This is a genomic window from Mycobacterium sp. ML4 (assembly GCF_054515735.1).
The window spans coordinates 101,466-126,075 of record NZ_JBTNSY010000008.1; the positions used below are offsets into that span (position 1 = coordinate 101,466).

General features: G+C 64.8%; 24 protein-coding genes. 11 read left to right on the forward strand and 13 right to left on the reverse strand.

The window, feature by feature from the left end:
- Positions 1-5: 5 nt before the first annotated feature.
- Complete coding sequence (gene fadD17 / locus ACX9NE_RS10960) at positions 6-1,523, forward strand: long-chain-fatty-acid--CoA ligase FadD17 (RefSeq protein WP_459361773.1); 1,518 nt, start codon at positions 6-8, stop codon at positions 1,521-1,523.
- On the opposite strand, the gene ACX9NE_RS10965 is transcribed toward fadD17, so the two are convergent.
- The 4 genes from ACX9NE_RS10965 to ACX9NE_RS10980 form a co-directional block, all read right to left on the reverse strand.
- Positions 1,520-3,067, reverse strand: coding sequence for an acetolactate synthase large subunit (locus ACX9NE_RS10965; RefSeq protein WP_459361772.1), 1,548 nt, complete (start codon positions 3,065-3,067; stop codon positions 1,520-1,522). The two genes, fadD17 and ACX9NE_RS10965, sit on opposite strands and share 4 nt — an antisense overlap.
- Positions 3,064-3,894, reverse strand: coding sequence for an amidohydrolase family protein (locus ACX9NE_RS10970; RefSeq protein ID WP_459361771.1), 831 nt, complete (start codon positions 3,892-3,894; stop codon positions 3,064-3,066). The genes ACX9NE_RS10965 and ACX9NE_RS10970 overlap by 4 nt, the downstream gene beginning before the upstream one ends.
- A 67-nt stretch (positions 3,895-3,961) precedes the next feature.
- The gene (locus tag ACX9NE_RS10975; protein WP_459361770.1) at positions 3,962-4,744 is read right to left on the reverse strand and encodes a fructosamine kinase family protein; all 783 of its coding nucleotides are present in this window, start codon (positions 4,742-4,744) and stop codon (positions 3,962-3,964) included.
- 102 nt (positions 4,745-4,846) lie between these two features.
- Positions 4,847-6,487 (reverse strand): acyl-CoA synthetase, encoded by a 1,641-nt coding sequence (locus tag ACX9NE_RS10980; RefSeq protein ID WP_459361769.1) that lies wholly within the window; start codon positions 6,485-6,487, stop codon positions 4,847-4,849.
- A gap of 64 nt (positions 6,488-6,551) precedes the next feature.
- On the opposite strand from ACX9NE_RS10980, the gene ACX9NE_RS10985 reads away from it, so the two are divergent.
- Together ACX9NE_RS10985 and ACX9NE_RS10990 are read left to right on the forward strand one after the other, a co-directional pair.
- Positions 6,552-7,370, forward strand: coding sequence for a crotonase/enoyl-CoA hydratase family protein (locus ACX9NE_RS10985; protein ID WP_459361768.1), 819 nt, complete (start codon positions 6,552-6,554; stop codon positions 7,368-7,370).
- Positions 7,371-7,480: 110 nt separating this feature from the next.
- The gene (locus ACX9NE_RS10990; RefSeq protein ID WP_459361767.1) at positions 7,481-8,344 is read left to right on the forward strand and encodes a hypothetical protein; all 864 of its coding nucleotides are present in this window, start codon (positions 7,481-7,483) and stop codon (positions 8,342-8,344) included.
- Positions 8,345-8,353: 9 nt separating this feature from the next.
- On the opposite strand, the gene ACX9NE_RS10995 is transcribed toward ACX9NE_RS10990, so the two are convergent.
- Genes ACX9NE_RS10995 through ACX9NE_RS11005 form a run of 3 tightly spaced genes read right to left on the reverse strand, consistent with a single transcriptional unit; the run spans position 8,354 to position 11,388 of the window.
- The gene (locus ACX9NE_RS10995) at positions 8,354-9,598 is read right to left on the reverse strand and encodes a cytochrome P450 (RefSeq protein ID WP_459361766.1); all 1,245 of its coding nucleotides are present in this window, start codon (positions 9,596-9,598) and stop codon (positions 8,354-8,356) included.
- Positions 9,595-10,311, reverse strand: a complete 717-nt coding sequence (locus ACX9NE_RS11000; protein WP_459361765.1) for an acetoacetate decarboxylase family protein — start codon at positions 10,309-10,311, stop codon at positions 9,595-9,597. The genes ACX9NE_RS10995 and ACX9NE_RS11000 overlap by 4 nt, the downstream gene beginning before the upstream one ends.
- Before the next feature lie 45 nt (positions 10,312-10,356).
- Positions 10,357-11,388 (reverse strand): LLM class F420-dependent oxidoreductase, encoded by a 1,032-nt coding sequence (locus ACX9NE_RS11005; RefSeq protein ID WP_459361764.1) that lies wholly within the window; start codon positions 11,386-11,388, stop codon positions 10,357-10,359.
- Positions 11,389-11,458: 70 nt separating this feature from the next.
- Between ACX9NE_RS11005 and ACX9NE_RS11010 the strand changes: the two genes are divergently transcribed.
- The 6 genes from ACX9NE_RS11010 (at position 11,459) to ACX9NE_RS11035 (ending at position 17,008) form a co-directional block, all read left to right on the forward strand.
- Complete coding sequence (locus ACX9NE_RS11010) at positions 11,459-12,451, forward strand: Zn-ribbon domain-containing OB-fold protein (RefSeq protein WP_459361763.1); 993 nt, start codon at positions 11,459-11,461, stop codon at positions 12,449-12,451.
- Positions 12,452-12,466: 15 nt separating this feature from the next.
- Entirely contained in the window at positions 12,467-13,531 is a 1,065-nt protein-coding gene (locus ACX9NE_RS11015) for a thiolase domain-containing protein (RefSeq protein ID WP_459361762.1), read from the forward strand.
- Positions 13,531-14,724, forward strand: coding sequence for a thiolase domain-containing protein (locus tag ACX9NE_RS11020; RefSeq protein WP_459361761.1), 1,194 nt, complete (start codon positions 13,531-13,533; stop codon positions 14,722-14,724). Before ACX9NE_RS11015 ends, ACX9NE_RS11020 begins: the two co-directional genes overlap by 1 nt.
- On the forward strand, positions 14,721-15,602 hold the full coding sequence (locus ACX9NE_RS11025; RefSeq protein ID WP_459361760.1) for a TIGR03619 family F420-dependent LLM class oxidoreductase: 882 nt from the start codon (positions 14,721-14,723) through the stop codon (positions 15,600-15,602). Before ACX9NE_RS11020 ends, ACX9NE_RS11025 begins: the two co-directional genes overlap by 4 nt.
- A complete protein-coding gene (locus tag ACX9NE_RS11030; protein ID WP_459361759.1) occupies positions 15,599-16,003 on the forward strand; it encodes a nuclear transport factor 2 family protein in 405 nt (134 codons plus the stop codon). The genes ACX9NE_RS11025 and ACX9NE_RS11030 overlap by 4 nt, the downstream gene beginning before the upstream one ends.
- 78 nt (positions 16,004-16,081) lie before the next feature.
- The gene (locus ACX9NE_RS11035) at positions 16,082-17,008 is read left to right on the forward strand and encodes an NHL repeat-containing protein (protein WP_459361758.1); all 927 of its coding nucleotides are present in this window, start codon (positions 16,082-16,084) and stop codon (positions 17,006-17,008) included.
- Positions 17,009-17,028: 20 nt separating this feature from the next.
- On the opposite strand, the gene ACX9NE_RS11040 is transcribed toward ACX9NE_RS11035, so the two are convergent.
- A complete protein-coding gene (locus ACX9NE_RS11040) occupies positions 17,029-17,553 on the reverse strand; it encodes a gamma carbonic anhydrase family protein (protein WP_459361757.1) in 525 nt (174 codons plus the stop codon).
- A gap of 108 nt (positions 17,554-17,661) precedes the next feature.
- Between ACX9NE_RS11040 and ACX9NE_RS11045 the strand changes: the two genes are divergently transcribed.
- Both ACX9NE_RS11045 and ACX9NE_RS11050 read left to right on the forward strand, forming a co-directional pair.
- Positions 17,662-18,831, forward strand: coding sequence for a Rieske 2Fe-2S domain-containing protein (locus tag ACX9NE_RS11045; protein ID WP_459361756.1), 1,170 nt, complete (start codon positions 17,662-17,664; stop codon positions 18,829-18,831).
- 5 nt (positions 18,832-18,836) lie between these two features.
- The gene (locus ACX9NE_RS11050) at positions 18,837-19,277 is read left to right on the forward strand and encodes a hypothetical protein (protein WP_459361755.1); all 441 of its coding nucleotides are present in this window, start codon (positions 18,837-18,839) and stop codon (positions 19,275-19,277) included.
- A 154-nt stretch (positions 19,278-19,431) separates the two neighbouring features.
- On the opposite strand, the gene ACX9NE_RS11055 is transcribed toward ACX9NE_RS11050, so the two are convergent.
- The 5 genes from ACX9NE_RS11055 to ACX9NE_RS11075 form a co-directional block, all read right to left on the reverse strand.
- Positions 19,432-20,583, reverse strand: a complete 1,152-nt coding sequence (locus tag ACX9NE_RS11055; RefSeq protein WP_459361754.1) for a sulfotransferase family protein — start codon at positions 20,581-20,583, stop codon at positions 19,432-19,434.
- Complete coding sequence (locus ACX9NE_RS11060) at positions 20,583-21,365, reverse strand: SDR family oxidoreductase (protein ID WP_459361753.1); 783 nt, start codon at positions 21,363-21,365, stop codon at positions 20,583-20,585. Before ACX9NE_RS11060 ends, ACX9NE_RS11055 begins: the two co-directional genes overlap by 1 nt.
- Positions 21,362-22,489, reverse strand: a complete 1,128-nt coding sequence (locus ACX9NE_RS11065) for a hypothetical protein (RefSeq protein ID WP_459361752.1) — start codon at positions 22,487-22,489, stop codon at positions 21,362-21,364. The genes ACX9NE_RS11060 and ACX9NE_RS11065 overlap by 4 nt, the downstream gene beginning before the upstream one ends.
- A gap of 91 nt (positions 22,490-22,580) precedes the next feature.
- Positions 22,581-22,880, reverse strand: a complete 300-nt coding sequence (locus ACX9NE_RS11070) for a hypothetical protein (protein WP_459361751.1) — start codon at positions 22,878-22,880, stop codon at positions 22,581-22,583.
- A gap of 35 nt (positions 22,881-22,915) precedes the next feature.
- Positions 22,916-24,589: a serine/threonine-protein kinase gene (locus tag ACX9NE_RS11075; RefSeq protein ID WP_459361750.1), complete on the reverse strand. Its 1,674-nt coding sequence runs from the start codon at positions 24,587-24,589 to the stop codon at positions 22,916-22,918.
- Positions 24,590-24,610 lie beyond the last annotated feature (21 nt).

Here is a 24,610-nt window from a genome sequence, read left to right on the forward strand (position 1 = left end):
GTCACTTGAACGAACCGACGGTCACCGCATTACTGCGCCCGCTCGCCGAGATCGACGACCGCGGCATCTATTTCGAAGACTCGTTCACCACCTGGCAAGAGCACCTTCGGCACGGGGCGGCCATCGCCGCCACGCTGCGCGAACGTTTCGACCCGAACCGGCCGCCGCACGTCGGCGTCCTGATGGAGAACACGCCTTCCTTCTCGGCCGTCCTGGTCGCGGCGGGGCTGTCGGGAATGGTGCCGGTCGGTCTCAACCCGGTACGCCGCGGCGCGGCGCTGGCCCGGGACATCGGTCACGCTGACTGCCAGCTCGTGCTCACCGATTCGAATTCCGCACCGGTGCTCGACGGTATCGACCACCTCAACGTCGACTCGCCGGAGTGGGCCGACCAGGTCGCCGCCCACCGGGATACTGAGCTGGAATTTCAAACTTCCTCTCCCGCAGATCTTTTCATGCTCATCTTTACTTCAGGCACCAGCGGCGAGCCGAAGGCGGTGAAGTGCAGCCAGGGCAAGGTGGCGGGAGCCGGTATGGGGATGGCCCAGCGCTTCGGGCTCGGTGCCGACGACGTCTGCTATGTGTCGATGCCGATGTTCCATTCCAACGCGATCATGGTGGGCTGGGCGGTGGCCCTCGCCTGCCAGGGTTCAATGGCGCTGCGGCGCAAGTTCTCCGCGTCCGGCTTTTTGCCGGACGTGCGCAGGTACGGCGCCACCTACGCCAACTATGTGGGCAAGCCGCTGTCCTACATCCTGGCCACGCCCGAGCAGCCCGACGACGCGGACAACCCGTTGCGGGCCGTCTACGGCAACGAGGGCGTGCCCAGAGACATCGAGCGATTCGCCGGCAGATTCGGTTGCCGCGTGCAGGACGGTTTCGGGTCTACCGAACTCGGCGTCGCGATCGCCCGTACCCCCGATACCCCGCCCGGTTCTCTGGGTCCGCTACCCGATGGAGTCGAGATCGTCGATCCGGACAGCGGTGCGCCCTGTCCCGCTGGAGTGGTCGGCGAACTGGTGAACATCAAGGGGTCCGGCGGTTTCGAGGGCTATTACAACGACCCGGCCGCCGAGGCCGAACGAATGGCCGGCGGCATCTATCACAGCGGCGATCTCGCCTACCGGGATGAAGCCGGCTACGCGTACTTCGCCGGCCGGCTCGGCGACTGGATGCGGGTCGACGGCGAGAACCTGGGAACCGCACCCATCGAACGGGTGCTGCTGCGTCATCCGGCGGTCAATGAGGTGGCGGTGTACCCGGTTCCGGATCCGGTCGTCGGTGACCAGGTGATGGCGGCGGTCGTCATGGCTCCGGGCACGCAGTTCGACCCGCAGGAGTTCCGGGACTTCCTGGCCGGCCAGGCCGACCTCGGTCCCAAGCAGTGGCCGTCGTATGTGCGGGTCAGCGCCGGACTGCCCGGCACGATGACCTTCAAGGTGCTCAAACGACAGCTGTCGGCCGAGGGTGTCGACTGCGGCGAACCGGTGTTCCCGATCTCCCGCAGACAAGCTGCCGGCTAACCCACCAGCGACGGCACGATCGCGTCGATCAGGTGCGGCCCCGGTTCGGCCAATGCATCGCGCAGCGCGTCGGCGAGTTCCTCGCACGTGGTGGCACGGCGTGCGGGTACCCCCATGCCTTCGGCGATCTTGACGAAATCCATTGTGGGGCGCGATATATCAAGGAGGTCCTTGGCTTTCGGACCCGGCCCGGCCGCGACGCCGACGCGTTGCAGTTCGAGCCGCAAGATGTCGTAGGCACCGTTGTTGTAGATGATGGTGGTGACATCCAGCAGCTCACGCGCCTGGCTCCACAGTCCGGAGATCGTGTACATCGCCGAGCCGTCGGATTCCAGACACAGCACCGGACGGTCCGGCGCGGCCACCGCCGCCCCGACCGCGGTCGGGATGCCGTACCCGATCGCCCCGCCGGTCAGAGTCAGCCAGTCGTGGGCCGGCGACCCGGCGGTCGCCGCCGGCAACAGCAATCCTGAGGTGTTGGATTCGTCGACGACGATGGCCCGTTCGGGCAGCAGCGCGCCGACCACCTGCGCCGCAGACGCAGATGTCAAGGCTCCCGAGGGCAACTGCGGGCGGGATGCGGCCGCCACCGGCGCCACCGTCCCAGGGGCCACCTCGTCGGCCAGTACCGTCAAAGCGGCTGCGGCTCCGTCGTATCCGGCCAGGGCATGCACCTGACAACCAGCCGGCACCAGGTCGCTGGGCATGCCCGGGTAGGCGAAGAACGAGACCGGCGACCTGGCGCCGGCCAAGACCAGATGCTTGGCGCCGTCGAGTTGGGCCGCGGCCGCCTCCGCGAAGTAGCCCAGCCGTTCGATCGCGGGCACGCCGGCACCGCGCACCAGTCGCGTCGGGAAGGTCTCGCACAGCAAGCGGGCACCGGTGGCCTCGGCGACCCGGGCGGCCGCGGACAGTCCCGGGACGCGGGTGGCATCTCCACCGATCAGGATCGTGGCCGGCTCGCCCGAACGCAGCACCTGAGCCACCGCGCTGACATCGAAGTCGGCGCTGCGGGACGCCGCAGTGGGCACCGGGGCGGGCCGGGCACCGTCCGACCATGAGGCGTCGGCCGGCAGGATCAGGGTCGAGACAGATGAACCCGAGACGCTGGCAGCGACGGCTTCGGCGGTGTCGGCGCCGACGTCGGCCGCGGTCGTCGTGCGCCGCACCCATCCGGAGACGGTACCGGCCACCGCGTCGATGTCGGATTCCAATGGGGCGTCGTACTGTTTGTGATACGTGGCGTGGTCTCCGACGACGACGATCATCGGTACCCGGGCGCGGCGGGCGTTGTGCAGATTGGCCAGGCCGTTGCCCAGTCCGGGCCCGAGATGCAGCAGCACCGCGGCCGGACGCCCGGCGATGCGTGCGTAACCATCGGCCGCCCCGGTCGCCACACCTTCGAAAAGAGTGAGCACACCGCGCATCTGGTCGACGGTGTCCAGGGCGGCCACAAAGTGCATCTCTGACGTGCCCGGGTTGGAGAAGCAGACGTCGACCCCGCCGTCGACCAGCGTGTTGATCAGAGCCTGCGCGCCGTTCACGTGTCCACCTTTCGTTGCAGTCTGAAGACCCGCTCGGCGTTGCCGTGCAGGAAGTCGCGACGGGCCTCGTCGCTGAGCCCGAGGTCGTCAAGACCGGTCAGGGCGTGCGTGTGGCCGATCATCGGGTAGTTGGTGCCGAACATGACTTTGCGTTGTCCAGTGCGGGTTTTCATGAAGCGGACGAGTTCGTCCGGCAGGCGTTTCACGGTGTACGCGGACGTGTCGATGTAGACGTTCTCGTGCTTGCGGGCCACCGCAACCATCTCCTCGGTCCACGGGTAGCCGACGTGCCCGCACACGACCACCAACTCCGGGAAGTCGAGCGCCACCTGGTCGATGTAGGGAATCGGGCGCCCGGTCTCCGACGGCCGCAACGGACCGGTGTGCCCCACCTGAGTGCAGAACGGCACCCCGGACTCGACGCATTGCGCGAACAGCGGGTAGTAACGGCGGTCGGTGGGCGGGGCGTCCCACAGCCACGGCACCACGCGCAAGCCGACAAACCCCTCGTCCACGCGGCGCCGTAGTTCGCGCACGGCCCCCATCGGGCGGTCCAGGTCGACGGTTGCCAGACCGGCGAATCGGCTGCTGTGCAGCCGAATCCACTCGGCTACCTCATCATTGGACACCAGGTCCTGACCCGCCGGTCCAAGCCATGCGCTCAGCAATCCGAATTCGACGCCGGCGGCGTCCATCGAGGCAACCGTCATCTCGATCGGGATGTCGGCGTCCGGCATGGACCCACCGGTCCACCGGCGCAGCGACGCCAACATGTCGCTGCGTAGGAACCGCTGCGTCGGATGCTGCATCCAGACATCGATCGTCATCGCTGTTCGACTCTAGACCCCGGTGCGCGCCGCGAGATCAGGCCGTTGCAACTGTGTACGGCCGGCTTCAGGCACCCAGCGCGGAGCTGGCCGCAGCGCACGTCTGCCCCGCATACCCGCCGCCGAACAGAACGACGTGTGCCAGCAGCGGGTAGAGCTGGTGCAGCCCGATCCGGTTGCGCCAGCCCGGCTTCAGCGACCGCACCTCCTGGTATCCGGCGAGAACGGCATCCTGGTGTGGGCAGCCGAACAGCGCGAGCATCGCCAGGTCGGTCTCCCGGTGACCGGCGTGTGCGGCCGGGTCGATGAGTACCACGCCCCCGCGAGTCCACATCACGTTCCCGCTCCACAAATCTCCGTGCAGTCGGGACGGCGGGTCGTCGTCGTCGAAGTCACCGGCCAGGCACCGCGCCACCACCGTCTCGATGGCCGCCCGGGTGGCACCATCCAGTCGCGCCGACGCCAATTCGGCCATCGGCATCAACCGTTCGCTGGCGTAGAAGGCGCCCCAGCTGCGGTGCCGGCGCAGGGACATCGGCAGCGGTTGCGACACCGGACCGAAGAATCCGGGGCCCTCCCACCCGTCGGGTCCGGCGCCGAAGGCCGGGGCGCCCCCGTCGTGCATCACCGCCAGCCGAGCGCCGAATGCGCGGGCCGTCGCACTGGTCGGGTTCACCGACTCGAGTCGGCGCAACGTCAGCCTGGTGGCGTCAACCGCCAAGACCTCGGCACACGGCACACCGCCACTGACATCGGACAGCCACCGCAACCCGGCCGCCTGCCAGGCGAAGTAGCCCGGCGGAGCACCCGGATCGCGTTTGACGAAGTCGCTCACTTCGGACGCTTCCACGGCATGGGCCCAGACTGACTGGGCACGGGGACAGAAACAACGACAATCTCGGCGACGACGGCCAACCGGGCGCCGACGGCACCGCAGGCGCCCACGGCTGGGTCAGGCGGTGACGTGCGCGGCGTGCACGTCGTCGGCCGGCCGCGCGTCGGTCTGCTCCTTGGCCCACCGGTAGTCCGGCTTGCCGGCGGGTGACCGCTTCACCTCGTCGACGAACCAAAGACTGCGTGGCACTTTGTATCCCGCGATCTTCGAGCGCACGAAGCCGTCCAGCTCCGCCAACGTTGGCCGCGCCCCTTCGCGGGCCTGCACCACAGCCGCGACGTGCTGCCCGTAGCGCGCGTCCGGCACCCCTACCACCAAGGCGTCGAACACGTCGGGGTGACCCTTCAGCGCCGCCTCGACCTCTTCGGGGTAGATCTTCTCGCCGCCGCTGTTGATCGACACCGACCCGCGGCCCAACATCGTGACGGTGCCGTCCTCTTCGACCATCGCGTAGTCGCCCGGAATCGCATAGCGCACACCGTTGATCGTCTTGAACGTCTCGGCCGTCTTCTTCTCGTCCTTGTAGTAGCCGACCGGAATGTTGCCCTTCTTGGCGATGAACCCGCGCACGCCCGACCCCGGTTTCACTTCGTTGCCTTCTTCGTCGAGGACGACGGTGCGGTGGTCAATGGTTACCCTGGGGCCACCGCTGTGCGGGGCGTCCTTGGCCACGATGCTGGTGCCGCCGAAACCCGTCTCCGACGAGCCGATCGAGTCCGTGATAACCCGATTCGGCAGCAACTCGAGGAATTTCTCCTTGATGCTCGGCGAGAACAACGCCGCGGTGCTGGCGAGCAGGAACAGTGATGACAGGTCGTAATCGTTGTCTTTCTGCAGCGCATCCAACAGCGGACGCGCCATCGCGTCGCCGGTGAAGAACAACAGGTTCACCTTGTGTTCGTGAATGGTCCGCCACACCTGCTCGGCGTCGAATTCCGGTGCCAACACGGTGGTTTGACCGGAGAAGATCGACATCCAGGTCGCCGACTGCGTGGCGCCGTGGATCATCGGCGGAATCGGGTAGCGAACCATCGGCGGATTCGCCGCGGCGGCCTTGGCCAGATCATACTCGTCCTTGACGAATTCTCCTGTGGCGAAATCGGTTCCGCCCAAGAGGACACGATAGATGTCCTCGTGGCGCCACATCACGCCTTTGGGGAAGCCGGTGGTGCCGCCGGTGTAGAGCAGATAGATGGCGTCCGCGGTGCGTTCGCCGAAGTCGCGCTCGGGCGAACCCTGCTCAAGCGCTGAGTAGAACTCGACTCCGCCGTAACGCTGGTAATCCAGGTCGCTGCCATCCTCGACGACCAGCACGGTCTTGACCATCGGGGTGTCGGGTAGGACGTTGGCGACCCGATCGGCGTACTGACGCTCATGCACCAGCGCCACCATGTCCGAATTGTCGAAGAGGTAGCGCAGCTCGCCCTCGACGTAGCGGAAGTTGACGTTGACCAGGATCGCGCCCGCCTTGACGATGCCGAGCATCGCGATCACGATCTCGATGCGGTTGCGGCAGTACAAGCCCACCTTGTCGCCGTCGCGCACGCCCTGGTCGATCAGGTAGTGCGCCAATCGGTTGGCTTTCTCTTCCAGTTGCGCGTAGGTCAACTGCTCGTCACCGCAGATGAGGGCTACGCGGTCCGGCACAGCGTCGATGGCGTGCTCGGCAAGGTCAGCAATATTCAGAGCCACGGCCACCAAATTAGAACGTGTTACATTTCTTGACAAGCTCACACCCCATGTCGACGAAGAGGCGGTAGCCGTGGCGGAGCAGCCAGCAAACGAACCCGGGCCTTTGGAAGCAGATGCGCTGGTCGAGCAGCGCGGCCACACGCTCATCGTGACGATGAATCGGCCGCACCGCCGCAACGCCCTGAGCACGGAAATGATGCAGATCATGGTTGAGGCCTGGGACCGTGTCGACAACGATCCCGATATCCGCTGCGGCATCCTTACCGGCGCCGGTGGCTACTTCTGCGCGGGCATGGACCTGAAGACCGCGACGCAGAAGCCGCCGGGTGACTCCTTCAAGGACGGCAGCTACGACCCGTCACGCATCGACGCGCTGCTCAAGGGTCGTCGCCTCACCAAGCCCTTGATCGCGGCGGTGGAAGGCCCGGCGATCGCCGGTGGCACCGAGATCCTGCAGGGCACCGATATCCGGGTGGCCGGCGAGAGCGCCAAGTTTGGCATCTCCGAGGCCAAGTGGAGCCTGTACCCGATGGGCGGGTCGGCAGTTCGGCTGGTGCGCCAGATCCCCTACACGGTGGCCTGCGAACTGCTGCTGACCGGACGGCACATCACAGCTGGCGAGGCCCTGCAGATGGGTTTGATCGGGCACGTCGTACCGGACGGCCAGGCGCTGGCCAAAGCACTCGAACTCGCCGAGATCATCGAAGACAACGGCCCACTCGCGGTACAGGCGATCCTGCGGACCATCAGGGAGACCGAGGGGATGCACGAGAACGAGGCTTTCAAGATCGACACCCAGATCGGCATCCAGGTCTTCTTGTCCGACGACGCCAAGGAAGGTCCGCGGGCCTTCGCCGAAAAACGGAAGCCGGAGTTCAAGAACCGCTGAGTCCCACCCCTGATCCGCCGAACGTGTTCTCAAGGCGGATTTTCGGCCGAATTTGCGCCCTCAGAACACGTTCGGTGAAGTTGTCAGTGCCGCACGACAAAATCCACGGCGTGACGCAACCATTTATCGGTAGCGAGGCGCTGACGTCCGGTGCTCTGACCCGTCACCAGCTGCGAAGTCGCTACGAAGCGATCCATCCAGACGTCTACGTCCGGACCGGTACCGATCTCACCGCTGTTCAGCGGGCTTACGCGGCATGGCTGTGGTCGAAACGGCGCGCAGTGATCGCCGGCCAGTCCGCCTCGGCGCTGCACGGCGCGAAATGGGTGGACCGTAGGCAAGCCGCGCAGCTGCTCTACGAATGCCGTCGACCGCCACCCGGAATAAGCACCTGGTCGGATCGCATAGCGCCGGACGAGAGCCGGCTCATCGGCGGCATACCGGCAACCACGCCCGCACGAACGGCGTTCGATCTCGCCGGCCGCTACCCGTTGGGCAAAGCGGTCGCGGCCATCGATGCGCTCGCCCGAGCCACCCGACTCAACGCCGCAGACGCCGTGTTGATCGCCGATCGCTACAAAGGCCACCGCAACGTCAGGCGTGCCCGCCAAGCGCTGACTCTCGTCGACCCCGGCGCTGAATCACCGCGCGAGACCTGGCTGCGGTTGCTCGTCATCGACGCCGGCTATCCTCCACCGCGGACGCAGATCCCGATCTATGGCCGGTATGGCGAGCTAGTCGGGGTGGTCGACATGGGTTGGGAGGCAATGAAACTCGCGCTGGAGTACGAGGGGGAGCATCATCGGACGCCATGGCAATTCGCCAAAGACATCGCCCGCTACGAAACGATGACGACCGACCTTGACTGGCTGATCATCAGAGTCACCGGCCAGAACACCGCGGGCGGCATTCTTGGCCGGCTTGCATCAGCCTGGGCTCGCCGAGCGTGTAATGCGGGCGGAGAAATCGCCTGAAGACAACCCTCAGATCACGCTCGGCGTGCCGCCTACCCTCAACACCGGCGCGCTCGGCGTGAATACCACCGGCATCGACTCGAGACCGGAGACGAAGTTCGCCGCACGCAACGGCAACGCCGACTCATCGGCCAGCCGCAGATCCGGTAACCGCTGCAACACCCGAGAAGTCATCAACGATAACTCCAGCCGAGCCAGCTGATTACCCATGCAGAAGTGGGTGCCGAAGCCAAACGCCAAGTGACTGTTGGGGTTACGCCGGATATCGAACTTCTCCGGCTGGTCGAACACCGACTCGTCGAAGTTCGCCGACTCGAACAGCAGCATGATCTTCTCCCCGGCGCTCAACGCGGTGCCGTGGAACTCGGTGTCAGAAGTCAGCGTCCGGCACATGTTCTTCACCGGCGACGTCCAGCGCAACATCTCCTCGATGGCACCCGGCAGCAACGAAGGGTCGTCCACCAGATCCGACCACTGGTCGCGGTGCCGCACCAGCTGCTCGGTCCCCCCACTCAGCGTGTGCCGAGTGGTCTCATCGCCGCCGATCAGAATCAGAAGCGTCTCCATGACGATCTCTTCGTCGGACATCCGCTGACCCTCGACCTCCGCGTTGATCAGGATCGAATACAGGTCGTCGGTAGGCTCGGCGCGGCGCTTGGCGATCAGGTCCATGGTGAACGCCGTGTACCCGGCGAACGCTTCCATCACCGACTGGAACTCCACCGAGGCCGGATCGATGTGCGAGGACAGCCCGCACACCAGGTCGTCCGACCACTTCAGTAGCATCCCCCGCTCCGACGGCAGCACGCCGAGCATGTCGCCGATCACCGCCATCGGCAACGGCGCGGCGATGTCGCGGACGAAATCGCACTCCCCCCGCTCACACACCGCGTCGATCAGGGAGTCGCACAATTCCCCGATCGAGGCCTCCTTGTCCTTGACCCGCTTGCGCGTGAAGCCCGCGTTGACCAGCTTGCGCCGCACCAGATGTGCCGGGTCGTCCATGTCGATCATGTAGGGCATACCGGGCTGATCGGGACGGATGCCGCCCGTGCTGGAAAACAACTCCGGATTGCGCTCGGCCTCCAAGATGGCCTGATACGTTGTCGCGCCGGCCAATCCGTTGCGGTCCCGGAACACCGGCTGGTTGGCCCGCATCCAGCGGTACGCCTCGCGTGCCGCGACGCCGTCTGCGTAGAAAGTGCCGTCCGTCAGATCGACGTCTGGCCTGGTCTGTAGATAAGTCGAGGTCATGAGATCTCCCGTGCATCACCGAATGACGACACCACATTGGCAGCGAAGGTCGACAGCATCGCTCGCTTGGGCAAGCCGAGCGATGCGAGCTCTTTGGCGTAGGGGTGATCGCCGAGCCGCAGCCGCACACCGCCGGGCCGGTAGCGCGAACCCACCGTCGACATCGTGAACTCCGTCTCCAACGTGTGGCCATCGCGATGCGCGTAGGAACGCAATTGCCGCTCGCGGGAAGGCAACGCCGGCGGAATCGGCAGGCCGCGACGGAATTCCATGTCGACAAGGAGCTGATCGTCGGCCCGCACCTCGCACCCGAACCGGCTCGCCTCGCAAATCTTGAAATCGGCCATCACTTTCGGGAATCCCCAAATCGTCCGTCCCGCTTCGAGAGTGAAGGCTTGGTCGACGAGCATGTGATGAACGAAGGCGGACTGCAGCGCGCTGAGACCGGATTCGTTCGAGCCGGGTTGCCTGACCTGCACGACGGTGCTCAGCTCGTGATATGACCCGAGGTCGCCGTCGATGAAGTGGGCAAGGATCAGGGACACCGCAGCGCGGCCGGGCAGGACGCGGGCCACCTGCAGTCCGCTGTAGTCGATCATGCGTTGGGCGGCGCGCGCGTTCACCGAGAACATGGCCACACGGTATGTCGCCCTGCGGACCCGCACCGGCATCGTCAGTACCGTGCCGGCGATCGTATGCTGCGATGCTGCCATCCGGCCAATCTAGAACGTGTTCTAGCCAGGCCGCAAGCGCCGGCCTCAGGTCAGCGCGGCGAGGTCGCGTACCTGCTCAACGCTGCGGGCGCCCACCACCATCATGGTGACGCCGGCCGCCTCCCAGGCCACGATCTGCTTACGCACGTAGTCCAGGTCACCGACGATCATCGCGTCGTCGACGAGCTCGTCCGGGATGACTTTGGCCGCCTCGTCCTTGCGGTCTGACCGGAACAGCCTGGTGACCTCGTCGACCACCTCGGAGTAGCCCATCCGGCGGTAGACGTCGGCGTGGAAGTTGGTGTCCTCGGCGCCCATGCCGCCCATGTAGAGCGCCAGGTAGGGCTTGACCGCCTCGAAAGTCCCGGAACGGTCCTCGGTGACCACCACCTGCGCGGTCGCGCACACCTCGAAATCTTCTCGGCTGCGCCGGGCGCCCGGCCGGGCGAACCCCTCGTCGAGCCATTCGTTGTAGGTGTCTGCCATGCGAGGCGAATAGAAGATCGGCAGCCAACCGTCGCAGATCTCGGCGGCCAGCGCCACGTTCTTCGGCCCCTCGGCGCCCAGCATGATCGGGATGTCGGCGCGCAGCGGATGTGTGATGGGTTTCAACGGCTTGCCCAATCCCGTTGTCCCGGGACCCGTCAGCGGAAGCGGATAGTGCGGTCCCCCGCTGGTCACCGGTTTCTCGCGAGCCCACACCTGACGCACGATGTCGATGTACTCACGGGTGCGCGCCAGCGGCTTGGGGAAACGCGCACCGTACCAGCCCTCGACCACCTGCGGTCCGGACACACCCAGGCCGAGGATGTGCCGCCCGCCCGATAAGTGGTCCAACGTCAGCGCGGCCATCGCGCACGCCGTCGGCGTACGCGCCGACAACTGCACCACCGAGGTGCCCAGCCGCAGCCGCTGCGTCTCGCGCCCCCACCAGGCCAGCGGCGTGTAGGCGTCCGAACCCCACGCCTCGGCGGTGAACACGGCATCGAACCCGGCCTCTTCGGCGGCGGCGACCAGTTCCGCATGGTTCTCCGGGGGCTGTGCGCCCCAATACCCCAGCTGCAGTCCGAGCTTCATCGCCGCCTCCCGATCGCCACCTCATCGCGCCCAGTTGAAACCATTCTTAGAACCTGTTCTACTCGAAGGCGTGACAGCCAGCTCAAGCGGCCCGGCCCTGATCGATCACCCTGAGCCGCCCCTTTCCGCTCCATTATTCTTCTCCTTCGACTACACCCGTTCGGTGGGTCCCACGCTTGGGAAGTTTTTCACCGCGCTGCGTGAGCGCCGTGTTCTGGGAGTGCGCGGTTCCGATGGCCGGGTACATGTGCCGCCGCCGGAATACGACCCCGTTACCTACGAACCGCTGGGCGAGATGACACCGGTGGCCAGCGTCGGCACCGTCGTGTCCTGGACCTGGCAGCCCGCACCGATCGGTGGCGAACCGCTGGACCGGCCGTTTGCGTGGGCGCTCATTAAGCTCGACGGCGCCGACACCCCGCTGATTCACGCCGTCGATGCGGGGTCCCCGGACGCCATCGAGACCGGCACCCGGGTGCACGTGCACTGGGCTGACGAAACCGTGGGCGCCATCACCGACATCGCCTACTTCGCACTCGGCGACGAAGTCGAGGACGTCCCGGAGCCCCAAGCCGGCCTGGACCCGGTCACCATGATCGTCACGCCGGTCTCACTCACCATTCAGCACACCGCGTCCCACGAGGAGAGCACCTACCTACGGGCGATCGCCGAGGGAAAATTGTTGGGCGCCAGGACAGGTGAGGCAGGGAAGGTGTATTTCCCGCCGCATGGCGCCGACCCGGCCACCGGCCTGCCGACCACCGAGTTCGTCGAACTCTCGGACAAGGGCACGGTGACGACGTTCGCGATCATCAACATCCCGTTCCAGGGCCAGCGCATCAAGCCGCCCTACGTGGCGGCCTACGTGCTGCTCGACGGCGCCGATATTCCATTCCTGCACTTGGTCGCCGATGTCGACGCGCACGAAGTTCGGATGGGCATGCGCGTGGAGGCGGTGTGGAAACCCCGTGAGGAGTGGGGATTCGGGATCGACAACATCGAGTACTTCCGGCCTACCGGCGAACCGGACGCCGACTACGACACCTACAAGCACCACCTGTGAGGGGCGCAGCTACGCATGAGTGATCGCAATGTCGCGGTGGTCGGCTTCGCCCACGCGCCGCATGTTCGCCGTACTGACGGCACCACCAACGGCGTCGAAATGCTGATGCCGTGTTTCGCACAGTTGTATCAGGACCTGGGCATCAACAAGTCCGACATCGGATTCTGGTGCTCAGGCTCCTCCGATTTCCTTGCCGGGCGGGCCTTTTCGTTCCTCAACGCCGTGGACTCGATAGGAGCGGTGCCACCGATCAATGAGTCGCACGTCGAGATGGACGGAGCCTGGGCCCTTTACGAGGCGTACATCAAAATCCTCACGGGCGAAGTAGATACCGCACTCGTATACGGGTTCGGTAAGTCTTCGGCGGGTATCTTGCGTCAGATATTGTCGCGGCAGACGGACCCTTACACCGTTGCGCCGCTGTGGCCGGATTCGGTGTCAATGGCCGGGCTGCAGGCGCGGATCGGGCTCGACTCCGGTAAATGGACAGCCGAGCAGATGGCCCAGGTCGCGCTCGATTCGTTCGCTCGATCCGGCCGCAACGATTCCGAGAAGCCGGCGAAGAGCATCGACGAACTGCTGGCCCGCCCGTTCTTCAACAACCCGTTACGCCGCCACGACATCGCGCCGATCACCGACGGTGCCGCTGCCATCGTGCTCGCCGCCGATCACCGGGCCCGCGAGCTGCGCGAAACCCCGGCGTGGATAACGGGAATCGAGCACCGGATCGAGTCACCCGCGCTGGGCTTGCGTGACCTCACGGTGTCCAAGTCCACCGCGGTCTCAGCAAAGGCAGCCACCGGCGGCAACGCAGACGGCATCGAAGTAGCTGAGCTGCATGCCCCGTTCACTCACCAGCAGTTGATCCTGACCGAAGCGATTGGGTTGACCGATAAAACCCTGGTGAATCCGTCCGGCGGTGCACTGGCCGCCAACCCGATGTTTGTCGCCGGTCTTGAGCGAATCGGATTCGCAGCACAGCACATTTGGAACCGATCCGCGCAGCGAGTACTGGCACACGCTACTAGCGGCCCGGCGCTGCAACAGAACTTGGTCGCCGTCATGGAAGGAAAGAACTGATGGCAGGCGCCGGCGCGCATCTAGCCGCGGTACTCGGGACCGGGCAGACGAAGTATGTTGCCAAGCGTCAAGATGTTTCGATGAACGGGCTGGTGCGGGAAGCCATTGATCGAGCATTGGAAGATTCCGGCTCAACCTTCGATGACATCGACGCCGTCGTCGTCGGTAAAGCGCCCGACTTCTTCGAGGGTGTCATGATGCCGGAACTTTTCATGGTCGATGCGATGGGCGCTACGGACAAGCCTCTTATCAGGGTCCATACCGCGGGCTCGGTCGGCGGATCCACCGGCGTGGTCGCGGCAAGCCTTGTGCAGTCCGGCAAGTACCGCCGCGTACTGGCCCTGGCCTGGGAAAAGCAATCAGAGTCGAATGCCATGTGGGCGTTGTCAATCCCCGTGCCCTTTACCAAGCCGGTCGGCGCGGGTGCCGGTGGTTACTTCGCTCCGCACGTGCGGGCTTACATCCGCCGATCAGGAGCTCCGACGCATATCGGCGCAATGGTGGCAGTCAAAGACAGACTCAACGGCAGCCGAAACCCGCTGGCCCATCTGCAGCAGTCCGATATCAGCGTAGAGAAGGTTATGAACTCCCAGATGCTCTGGGACCCGATTCGCTTTGACGAAACCTGTCCATCTTCGGATGGTGCCGCCGCAATCATCATCGGCGACGAAGAGAGCGCCGAAGCGCTTCTGGCGCACGGTCAACCGGTTGCATGGATACATGCCACCGCGCTGCGAACCGAACCGCTGGCGTTCTCCGGACGCGATCAGGTCAGCCCGCAAGCAGGACGAGATGCCGCGACAGCGTTGTGGAAGGCCGCCGGCATAACTAGTCCAATCGATGAAATCGACGCTGCCGAAATTTACGTGCCCTTCTCCTGGTTCGAGCCAATGTGGCTGGAAAACCTTGGCTTCGCTGCCGAGGGTGAAGGCTGGAAGCTCACTGAAGCTGGCGAGACCGCGATCGAGGGAAGGCTCCCGGTCAACCCGTCCGGAGGAGTGCTCTGCTCAAATCCGATCGGCGCCTCCGGGTTGATCCGCTTCGCGGAAGCCGCCATTCAGGTGATGGGCAAGGGCGGCGACCACCAGGTGCCGAATGCCCGAAAGGCATTGGGACACGCCTATGGCGGCGGATCTCAGTACTACTCCATGTGGGTAGTCGGCAGCGACAAACCCGGGCACGGCGCCAAATGAAGTACACGCTCAGCATTGCGTTCAGCCCGATCGATCAGCTGACCGAACTCGCCAGGACCGCAGAAGAAGTCGGGTTCGACTCCATCGCGCTACCGGATTCGATCTTCTACTTTGAGAAGCAGTCCGTTGACTATCCCTACACCGCCGACGGCAAGCGGATGTTCGACGAGAACTCCCCGTGGGTGGATCCGCTGATCTTGGCCGGCTCGATGGGTGCGGTCACCTCGAAGCTGCGGTTCTACACCAACGTGATGAAGCTGGGTTCGCGCAACCCGCTGCTGCTGGCCCGACAGGTCGGCTCGGTGGCCAACCTGACCAACAACCGCTTCGGCTTCGGCGTGGGAATCGGCTGGGCGCCCGAGGAATTCGAGTGGTGCGGGGTGCCTTACGCCCGTCGCGGCAAGCGTGTGGACGAGATGATCGAAGTGATCAAGCTGGTTCTGGCCGGCGGCATGGTCGAATTCCACGGCGAGTTCTACGATTTCGATCGCTTGCAGATGAGTCCCGCGCCCAGCGAGCCGGTGCCGTTCTATGTCGGCGGCCACACCGACGTCGCCCTCAAGCGTGCCGCCCGGGTCGGCGACGGCTGGACCAGCGCGATGATGACCCATGCGCAGTTGGACGAGACCATCGGCAAGCTCAAGGCGCTACTCGCCGAAAACGGTCGTGCGGACCTTCCTTTCGAGTACCAGGCCGTTTGTATAGATAGGTTTGGCGTGGACGGTCATCGCGAGCTGGCCGACATCGGGGTGACCGACTACATCACGATTCCGTGGGTGTTCGATGGGCTGGCCTTCGACGCGCCCTTGGACAAGAAGCAGGACTCGATGAAGCGCTTCGCCGACACTTACATTCATTCGGGCTGGCAGCACCAGTGACCAATCCGGCGCACGAGGCCGGCCGGCGATCCCGCGAGGCGGTCGTCGCCCGCGACAAAGACGCCTGGCTGGCCGTCTTCGCCGATGACGCCATCGTCGAAGATCCCATCGGCCCGTCGGCGTTCGACCCCGAAGGCCGGGGGCACCGCGGCCTTGAGGCCATATCGGCGTTCTGGGACAAGGCAATCGCGCCGACCACCAAGATCGAGTTCGTCTTCCGTGACACCTACCAATGCGGCAATGAGGAAGCCAACGTCGGGCACATCCTGATAACCACCGGCGATTACCAGACCACGGCCGAAGGCGTTTTCACGTACAAGGCCAACGATGACGGACAGATGGTGGCACTGCGCGCGTACTGGGAAATGGACAGAGCAGCCGCCAGCACCAAGAAGATGTAGCCTCGCAGTGTCGCGCGACACCCGCACGGTAGTGTCCGGGGTCGCGATCAGCGTGCTGGGTGAGGGAGCTGGCTTGTGGTGTCAGGGCAGTCCGGGCGCACCGCGCCGAGCAAGCGGCGTATCACCCTCGCTATCGCGGCTGGCGCCGCGGTCGTCGTCGCCGTGGCGGTAATCGCCGGGTATCTGATCTTCGGGCGGGCGACGTCCCGCCAGGTCGCGCAAAGTCAGGCCGGATCTCCGACCACGGCGATCAAGCCCAAACTCGTGGTTCTGCCGTTCGACCTCGGGGACCCCGATGGAGTCGCGGTGGACAATGCGGGCAGTGTTTACGTAGCCGACTCCAGCCGCAACCAGGTGGTCAAACTGGTGCCGGGCGCAGCGAGACAGATCGTGTTGCCGTTTACCGGGCTCAACCGTCCGGCGGGCGTCGCGGTCGACGGCAGCGGGAGCATCTACGTCGTCGACGCATCCAACAATCGGGTACTCAAATTGCCCACAGGCTCGAACGCGCCGGTTGAGCTGCCTTTATCCGGCCTCAGCACCCCCCACGGCGTGGCCGTGGACCGCAGCGGCGGCGTATACATCGTCGACTCCGGCAATAGCCGGGTACTTGAGTTGGCCGCCGGCTCGAACACCGCCACCGAACTGCCATTCACCGGCCTCCATGGCCCGCTGGGCGCAGCGGTAGACGAGGCCGGCGCAGTTTACGTCGCTGACAGCGAAAACAATCGGGTTGTAAAGCTTGCCGCCGGGACGGATACACCGGTCGACCTCCCACTGACCGGCTTGAACTTTCCCCATGGTGTAGCGGTGGGTCCGCGGGGCGATGTCTACGTCACCGACCTGAATAACAATCGAGTGCTCAAGCTCGCAACCGGCTCAGACACCCCGGCCACACTGCCTTTCACGGACCTGACCTTCCCCTACGGTGTGGCCATCGACAGTCGCGGCGACGTTTATGTCGCCGACTTCCGCAATCGAATCCTGGAGCTGTCGGCAGGCTAGTACGCCATCTGGGCCGGCAACTAGATCGCTTCGACCCCGGCGATATGCCGCTGCGCCAGGTCCCGATAGGCCTGCGGGTTGACGTTGACCCATATCTCGGCCCCGGTGCCCTCGATCGGCCCCTTGACTTTGGCGGGCGTTCCGGTCACCAGCATTCCGGCCGGAACCTGCGTACCCCCCACGACCAGAGCACCGGCCGCGACCATGCAGCGCGCGCCGATGACCGCGCCGTCCAGCACCGTCGCGTGGTTGGCGATCAATGCCTCAGAACCGATGTGCGCCCCGTGGATGACGCACAGATGCGCCACGGTGGCCCCGGGGCCGATGTCGACGGGGATGCCCGGCGGCGCGTGCAATACCGACCCGTCCTGCACGTTAGCGCCCTCACGGATCACCACGGGCGCGTAATCGCCGCGCAGCACGGCGTTGTACCAGACAGACGCCCCCGCCTCGACGGTGACGTCACCGATCAGGGTGGCGGTCGGCGCCACGAACGCGGTGGGATCGACCTTCGGTGAACGACCTTCGAACGAAAACAGCGGCATCAAATACATATACCGCAATGCGCATACGGCCAGGCTCGCCGTCGTTGCGCTTCCCCACGCGAAAACTGTAACGTGTTCTAGTTAGTACCCGCGATCTGGAGGTGACAGGTGATTACCGACACAAGTGGCGTCGGTGTCCGGGAGATCGATGCCGGCGCGTTGCCGACCAGATATGCCCGAGGCTGGCACTGCCTCGGCGTAGCCGAGGACTTCCGTGACGGTAAGCCGCACTCGGTCCAGGCGTTCGGCACCAAATTGGTCGTCTTTGCCGACTCCGGCGGCGACATCAAAATTCTGGACGGCTACTGCCGGCACATGGGTGGCGACTTGTCCGAGGGCAGCATCAAGGGCGACGAGGTCGCGTGCCCCTTTCACGACTGGCGCTGGGGCGGGGACGGCCGCTGCAAGTTGGTGCCGTACGCCAAACGCACCCCGAAGACCGCCCGCACCCGGGCATGGACGACCGACGTACGCGGCGGTCTACTGTTCGTCTGGCACGACCATGAGGGCAACCCTCCGGACCCGGCGGTGCGGATCCCCGAAATTCCGGAAGCCCACAGCGACGACTGGACCGACTGGCGCTGGAACCGCATCCTGATCGAGGGATCGAACTGCCGGGACATCATTGACAACGTCACGGACATGGCGCATTTCTTCTACATCCACTTCGGGTTGCCTACCTATTTCAAGAACGTCTTCGAAGGCCACATCGCTTCGCAGTACCTGCACAACGTGGGGCGTCCCGACGTAAGTGATCTGGGCACCTCCTACGGTGAAGCCGAATTGGACTCGGAGGCCTCCTACTTCGGCCCATCGTTCATGATCAACTGGTTGCACAACAGCTACAGCGGCTATAAGTCCGAGTCGATCCTGATCAACTGCCACTACCCGGTAACGCAGGACTCCTTCGTGCTGCAATGGGGCGTCATCGTCGAAAAGCCCAAGGGCCTGGACGAGAAGATGAGCGACAAGCTGGCCCGGGTGTTTACCGAAGGTGTCAGCAAGGGCTTCATGCAGGACGTCGAGATCTGGAGGCACAAGACTCGCATCGATAACCCATTGCTGGTCGAAGAGGACGGCGCCGTCTACCAGATGCGTCGCTGGTATCAGCAGTTCTACGTTGACGTCGCCGACATCACCCCGGAGATGGTGGAGCGCTTCGAGATGGAGGTCGACACCGCTCGCGCCAACGAATTCTGGAACGCCGAGGTCGCCGAGAACCTCAAAGCCAGGGAGACCGAAGCGGTTTCCGACGACGTGCCGGCCGAGCAACACTGACGGTCATGTCTGAAGACCAGTCGGCAGTTCCTGACGTCGATCGGCTCGCCAGGTCGATGCTGATGCTGCACGGTGATCACCATGATCATGATGAACCGCACGTCACCGACGGTGTCTCTGGATCCTGGTCGAAATCAAGGGATTTCACTAATGATCCGCAGCGTGCCGCCGCGGTGGCCGAAGCGAGTCGTGCCGATCGCGAGCATTATCTGACGGCCGGGTTACGGCCGGTGGACTGCCGGTTCTGCCACGTCACCGTGTCGGTGCGCAGGCTGGGCCCGGGTCACACTGCGGTGCAATGGAATACCGAGGCATCGCAGCGCTGCGCTCATTTCGCGGAGGTACGTGCGTGCGGGGGCAACACGGCGCGCACCCGGTCCTGTCCCCGGCTTTCCGACAGCATCGAACACGCGGTGGCCGAAGGGATTCTGCAGGCGGCCGAGTAGTTGTCGCTACGAGGCGGGCAAAGACGGTGCCGCCGATCCCGGTGACGCGTGTGACCGCTGTGACGGAGCGGGAACCAATCGCCACAGCAATCACACTGGCCACCAGCGAAACTCGATGCAGCGCTGCCCGCCTAGCAGCGACAGGCAGCCTCGATCACAACCCCGCGAACCGCTCCTTGACCTCTTCGGCGGTCAGCCCGTAGTCGGCCAACGAGTACTTGTGCTTGGGGGCGCGCGGGCCGGTCTGACTCTCGGCGTGGCTGTCCTCCATCGCCTTGAGCGCCTCCCCGGAGAGTGTCAGACCGAAATGCCGGTACACCGCGGCTACCGTGCCCAACGGGTCGGCGATCAGGTCGTGGTAGTCCACGTCGCAGAACTGGGCCGGATTATGCGAAGCGCGAACGGTATTGAACCGCTCCAGCCCGCGCGACCAGGTTTCCATCGCGTCAGCGCCGATCCGGGCACCGGTGAACGTCGTCGACCAGCCCTCGGCGGTGTGCTGCGCCAACGAACACATCGATGCCATGATTGTCTCGACGGGCCGGTGGGTCTGCACCACCAAAGCGTCGGGATAAGTCGCCATCAACGCGTCCAAAGCGAACAAGTGACTGGGGTTCTTGAGCACCCAACGCTTGTCGGCGTCGTTCATACCGATGAGTTGCAGGTTGCGCCGGTGCCGCTGGTACGGCCGGGTCCAGTCCTGCCGAGACAGCCACTGGGCGTAGCTGGGGATGTGCGCCAGCGTCTCGTATGACACCGAATGCAGCGACTGGCGCAGCAGCTGCCAGCATTCCTCCAGTTCGTAAGCCGCCATGAAGTGCAGACCGGTGTACTCCGGGTTCTCCCGGTGGTGCTTGTTGAATTGCGCATTCAGCTGGCTGTACCACGGGTTTGAGTCCCAGGTGTCGCGCGGTGGCCGCGGCTGCGGGAACTCGGCCAGCCACAGGTGCAGGCCCTGATGTGCAGGATCGGCGCCCAGCAGCCGGTGCAGCGCGGTAGTCCCGGTGCGCGGCAACCCCGTCACGAAAATCGGCTGCTCGATGGCCACGTCCACATACTGTGGGTACTGCTTCCACGCCGACTCGGACAGCAACCTGGCCACCAGCGCACCGCGCAGGAAGAACCGATTCATCTTGCTACCCAACGCCGTCAGACCCGCTTCGCGCTGGTAGGAATCGAGCAGCACGCTGAGCGCTTCGCGGTAGTTGTCGTCGTCGGTACCGAAATCGTCCAGCCCGGTCAGTTTTGTCGCCGACGCGTGCAGGTCGTCGACGGTGCCCACATCTTTGCGGCCGGTTCGCTCCATCAGTTGTGGTACTCGCCGCAATTGACGTCCAAGGTCTGTCCGGTGATACCGCTGGACAGGTCGCTGGCCATGAAGAGAATGGCCGAGGCCACCTCGTCCTCGGTGGGCAAGCGCTTCAGGTCGGAGTTCGCCGCCGTGACCTGATAGATCTGTTCGGCCGTGGTGCCGTACTTGCCGGCCTGGTGATTGAAATAACCCTGCAGCGTGTCACCCCAGATATAGCCGGGTGCAACGGAATTCACCCGGATTCCCTGCTCCCCGAGCTCGGTGGCCAGTGACTGCGACATCGACAACAGCGCCGACTTGGCCATCTTGTAGGCGCCGTACTTGGCCTGGGAGTGCCGGATCACCATGGAGTTGACGTTGACGACGGAGCCCTTCGACGCGGCCAAGGCCGGTGTGAAGCCCTGGATCAGCCGCAACGCCCCCAGCGCACTGAGTTCGATTGCGTCGCGGATGTGTTGAAGCGTGGTGCCGGCCAACGGCTTCATCGACGGCACCCGGAACGCGTTGTTGACCAGCACATTCACCCTGCCGTAGGCGTCCAGGGAAGCCTTGACCAGGTTGTTCACCTGGTCGTCGTCGGTGATGTCGGTGGGGACCGCCACCGCTTTGCGGCCCAGGTCGACGACCTGCTTGGCGACGTCGTCCAACCGGTCGGCGCTGCGCGCCGCCAACACCAGGTCGGCTCCTTCGAGTGCACATCGGCGCGCCAACGTGGTACCCAGACCCGGGCCGACACCGCTGATCACCACCACCTTACCGTCGAGCAGGTCGGTCATCCCAGCATCCTTGCCGCAATCTGCAACTGGCGCAGTGCGATCCGGGCCCGCCAGTCGTCCTCGGAGATCTTGTTGTGCTCGAAATACGGCAGCGACGCCGGCACCGCGTCAGCGTCGACCAACTCGACCGTCGGGCCGTCGGCCCCGGTCAGATCCCGGGACACCCGCTGCCACCGGAACTGCAGGAATCCGCGCCGATGGCCCAGTGTCTCAACCCAATTGGTCACACCGGGGTTCTGATCGCTGACCACGATCCGGACCATGCCGTCCGGATCCGGTTGCGCTTGGGTGTTGTTCAGCGATGTCTGATGGTTGATGTAGTCCAGCGAGATGTACCACATGCTGCCCAGCTGGAAGCCGAGGTACGGGGCGTCACTCACCGGCACCGTGATGACCAGTGCCTGGTCCGGCCGTAACTCGAAATGGCCGACCGACGAATACTGAGTGGCCAGCCCACCCGGAGTCAGCCGCGGCGGCACCATGGTGTTGACGGGGATCTCGAGGTAGAACCACTGCGGGAACTGCAGCCACGTCTTCACTCGGTTCACCAGCTGCTTACCCGCTGTGGCGTATCGCTTTTCGATCAGTTCGCGGGTCAGCGGCGGCGGCGCCGTGCCCGCGGTGTCCAGCCGCTCGATGGTCAACGTGCCACGCGTGGCCGACCAGTCGCCGTAGACCTCGCGCATGACGAGCTGCCCGGCGCTGGTAGGCCGCAACCGCCATTCGAAACTGCCGTCGGGCGCGATGTCGAGTTCGCGGTCGTCGAACGCGACCTGGCTGGCGGGCACGTTGTCGTCGGTGTACTCACCACCGAGCAGCTGGAAACTCAGGTCGGTGGTGGTCCCACGGACACCGCGGACCACGTAATCACGGTCGGCATGTACCCGGGTACCGAAGTAGAGGGTGTCCGGGTTGTCCAACCCCATCTTGGTGAACGGGCCGGTGCCGGACTGCAGGAAGGGATGGTCGCGCTCGTAGTCAAAGGCCAGATGCATACAGCCGGCCACACACCCGGCCAGATACTGCAGGCCTTCGAGCAGGTCGGCTTCGGTCTCGATATGCGGCGCGGCGGCCACCAGCTTCTCGGCTTCGGCGATCGCTTCGGTGAGCGGATCAGAAAACACGTCCTCGACGCTAGAACGTGTTCCTATTTTGAGTCAACCGCGAACATTTGCGCGCGTCGCACCCGACGCTCACGGACGACGCCCGATCACCTTAGGAGGTGCACTGGTTGGCCAGTGTGATCAGCGCCTGACGCACATCGGGGTGCCGGTTCAGGTAGTCGACCAGATTCGTCCCCGACCCCGACGCCTGCGACCGTGCCGTGATTTCAGCCTTCACGTCCGGGTGCTTGTTCAGGTAGCCCTGAACCTGTTCGGACGCGGTCTGACCGAAGGTGGTGTTGCACTGCTGCCCCGGGTCGGCGTTGGCCGCGGGCAGTGCGATCAGTACAGACGCGACGACACTGAGCAGACCACCGGCGAGCAGGCCGGAAGCCCTAGGGATGCTGGTCATATGGACAAGATTACTCGCGACCGGCGTGCGGCAACTTATGGATTTTGGCCAGAGCCCTCAGCGGTTTCGCGACTGCGCGAGACGGCGCGTCGAACCGCAAGCGCCGCTCCCGCAGCAGTCAATGCGATCCCCGCGATCAACCCGCCGCCACCTTCGCCCAAAACCGGGAGGCGCGCCGTATGTGTAGGTATGACGTGCACGAGAGCCACAAACCCGATGATGGCCAGACCTGACACAACCAACCACCACAGATTGCGCTTCGACGGCGACAGTCCACGCCAACATCCGCCCAGCAGCAGCACCGCACCCAACAGCGCGATGTACTGCATCTCTTTGTTCTTGGTCGACGTCAAAACCCCGCTATAGGTGGCCAACACAAGACTTATCGAGGCGAAAACCAAAATGGCTGCGCCCGCGCGGGCGAAACGACCGGCCAGCTGCCGCCGCGTGCCCATCAGCACCAACGCAACGACAAGCAATACGGCCCCAACCACTGCCGTTGCGGTGATCACTACCTCATACCCCGTGCCGCCCAAGATCCACGGCGGCGGCCCATATTCTGGATAAGTTGGGTAGTGCCAGTTACCGAAGCTGTCGCGCCAGCTGCGAACTACCGAATGTTTCCAGGTGAACAGGGCGGCACAGACGAGCGCCCCAAGCAGGATCACGCCGACCTGCGCCATAAGCCGAAACACCCCATCGGCTCTGTCGCGTGCCTGCGGGGGCTGGGACACGGATCGTCGCGGCTTCGCGAACCGAGATATGTCGTGGACCGTTGTCGTGGCCTCGGCGTCCACGACAGGCGGCGGTCGTCGGTCCTCCCGATCGGCGTCGACAATCGTGGGTGGCGGGCTCGACCGGGAGTGCAGCGCGGCACGCGCTGCACCGGCGAACTCCCCACAGCTGGGATAGCGGTCGCCGCGTTCCTTGGCCATCGCCCGCGCCATGACGGCGTCCAAGGCGGTCGGCAGCCCGGGTCGCACCTCGCTGGGCTTGGGGATCGGCGCTTTGACGTGTCCGGCCCACAGTTGCGGCATGGTGGTGCCCGGGTAGGGAAGCTGTCCGGTGAGCAAGTGAAAAAGCGTGCAGCCCAACGAGTAGACGTCGGCGCGTGCATCGAGCTCAATGTTGTCAAACTGTTCGGGCGAGGCATATTGCAAGCTCGCGACCATCATCCCGGTCTGAGTCATCTGCGCGGTTTCGGCGAGCGCCTTGGCGATACCGAAATCGGCGAGCAGCACCCGTCCCGGCCGGCCCGGACCAGATCGTTCCAGCAAGATGTTGGCCGGTTTGACGTCGCGGTGCAAAACGCCGGCGGCGTGAGCATGGTCGAGCGCTTTGGCGGTCTCGGTGACGATGTGCACGGCGTAGGCGGGTTGTAGCGGACCGTCGCGTACGACTTCGGACGCGTCGGTGGAGTCGATGAACTGCATTGCGATCCAGAGTTGCTCGTTCCCGCGGCCACGGCGATACACGGTAACGATGTTGGGGTGCTCCAGGCGGGCAGCGTGCGCCGCCTCCAGCTCGAAACGCGACCGAATGTAGTCGTTGGCGGTCAGGTCGCGGTGCAGCAGCTTCAAGGCGACACTGCGCGGCAGATCGGGGTCCCGGGCGCGATACACCGTTCCCATTCCGCCCTCGCCGATCAGCTGTTGGATGGTGTAGCCGGCAAACACATCACCCGGTTGAAGAGTGAGCCGATCCGCCATCGCGCCATCCTTCTGAGAACA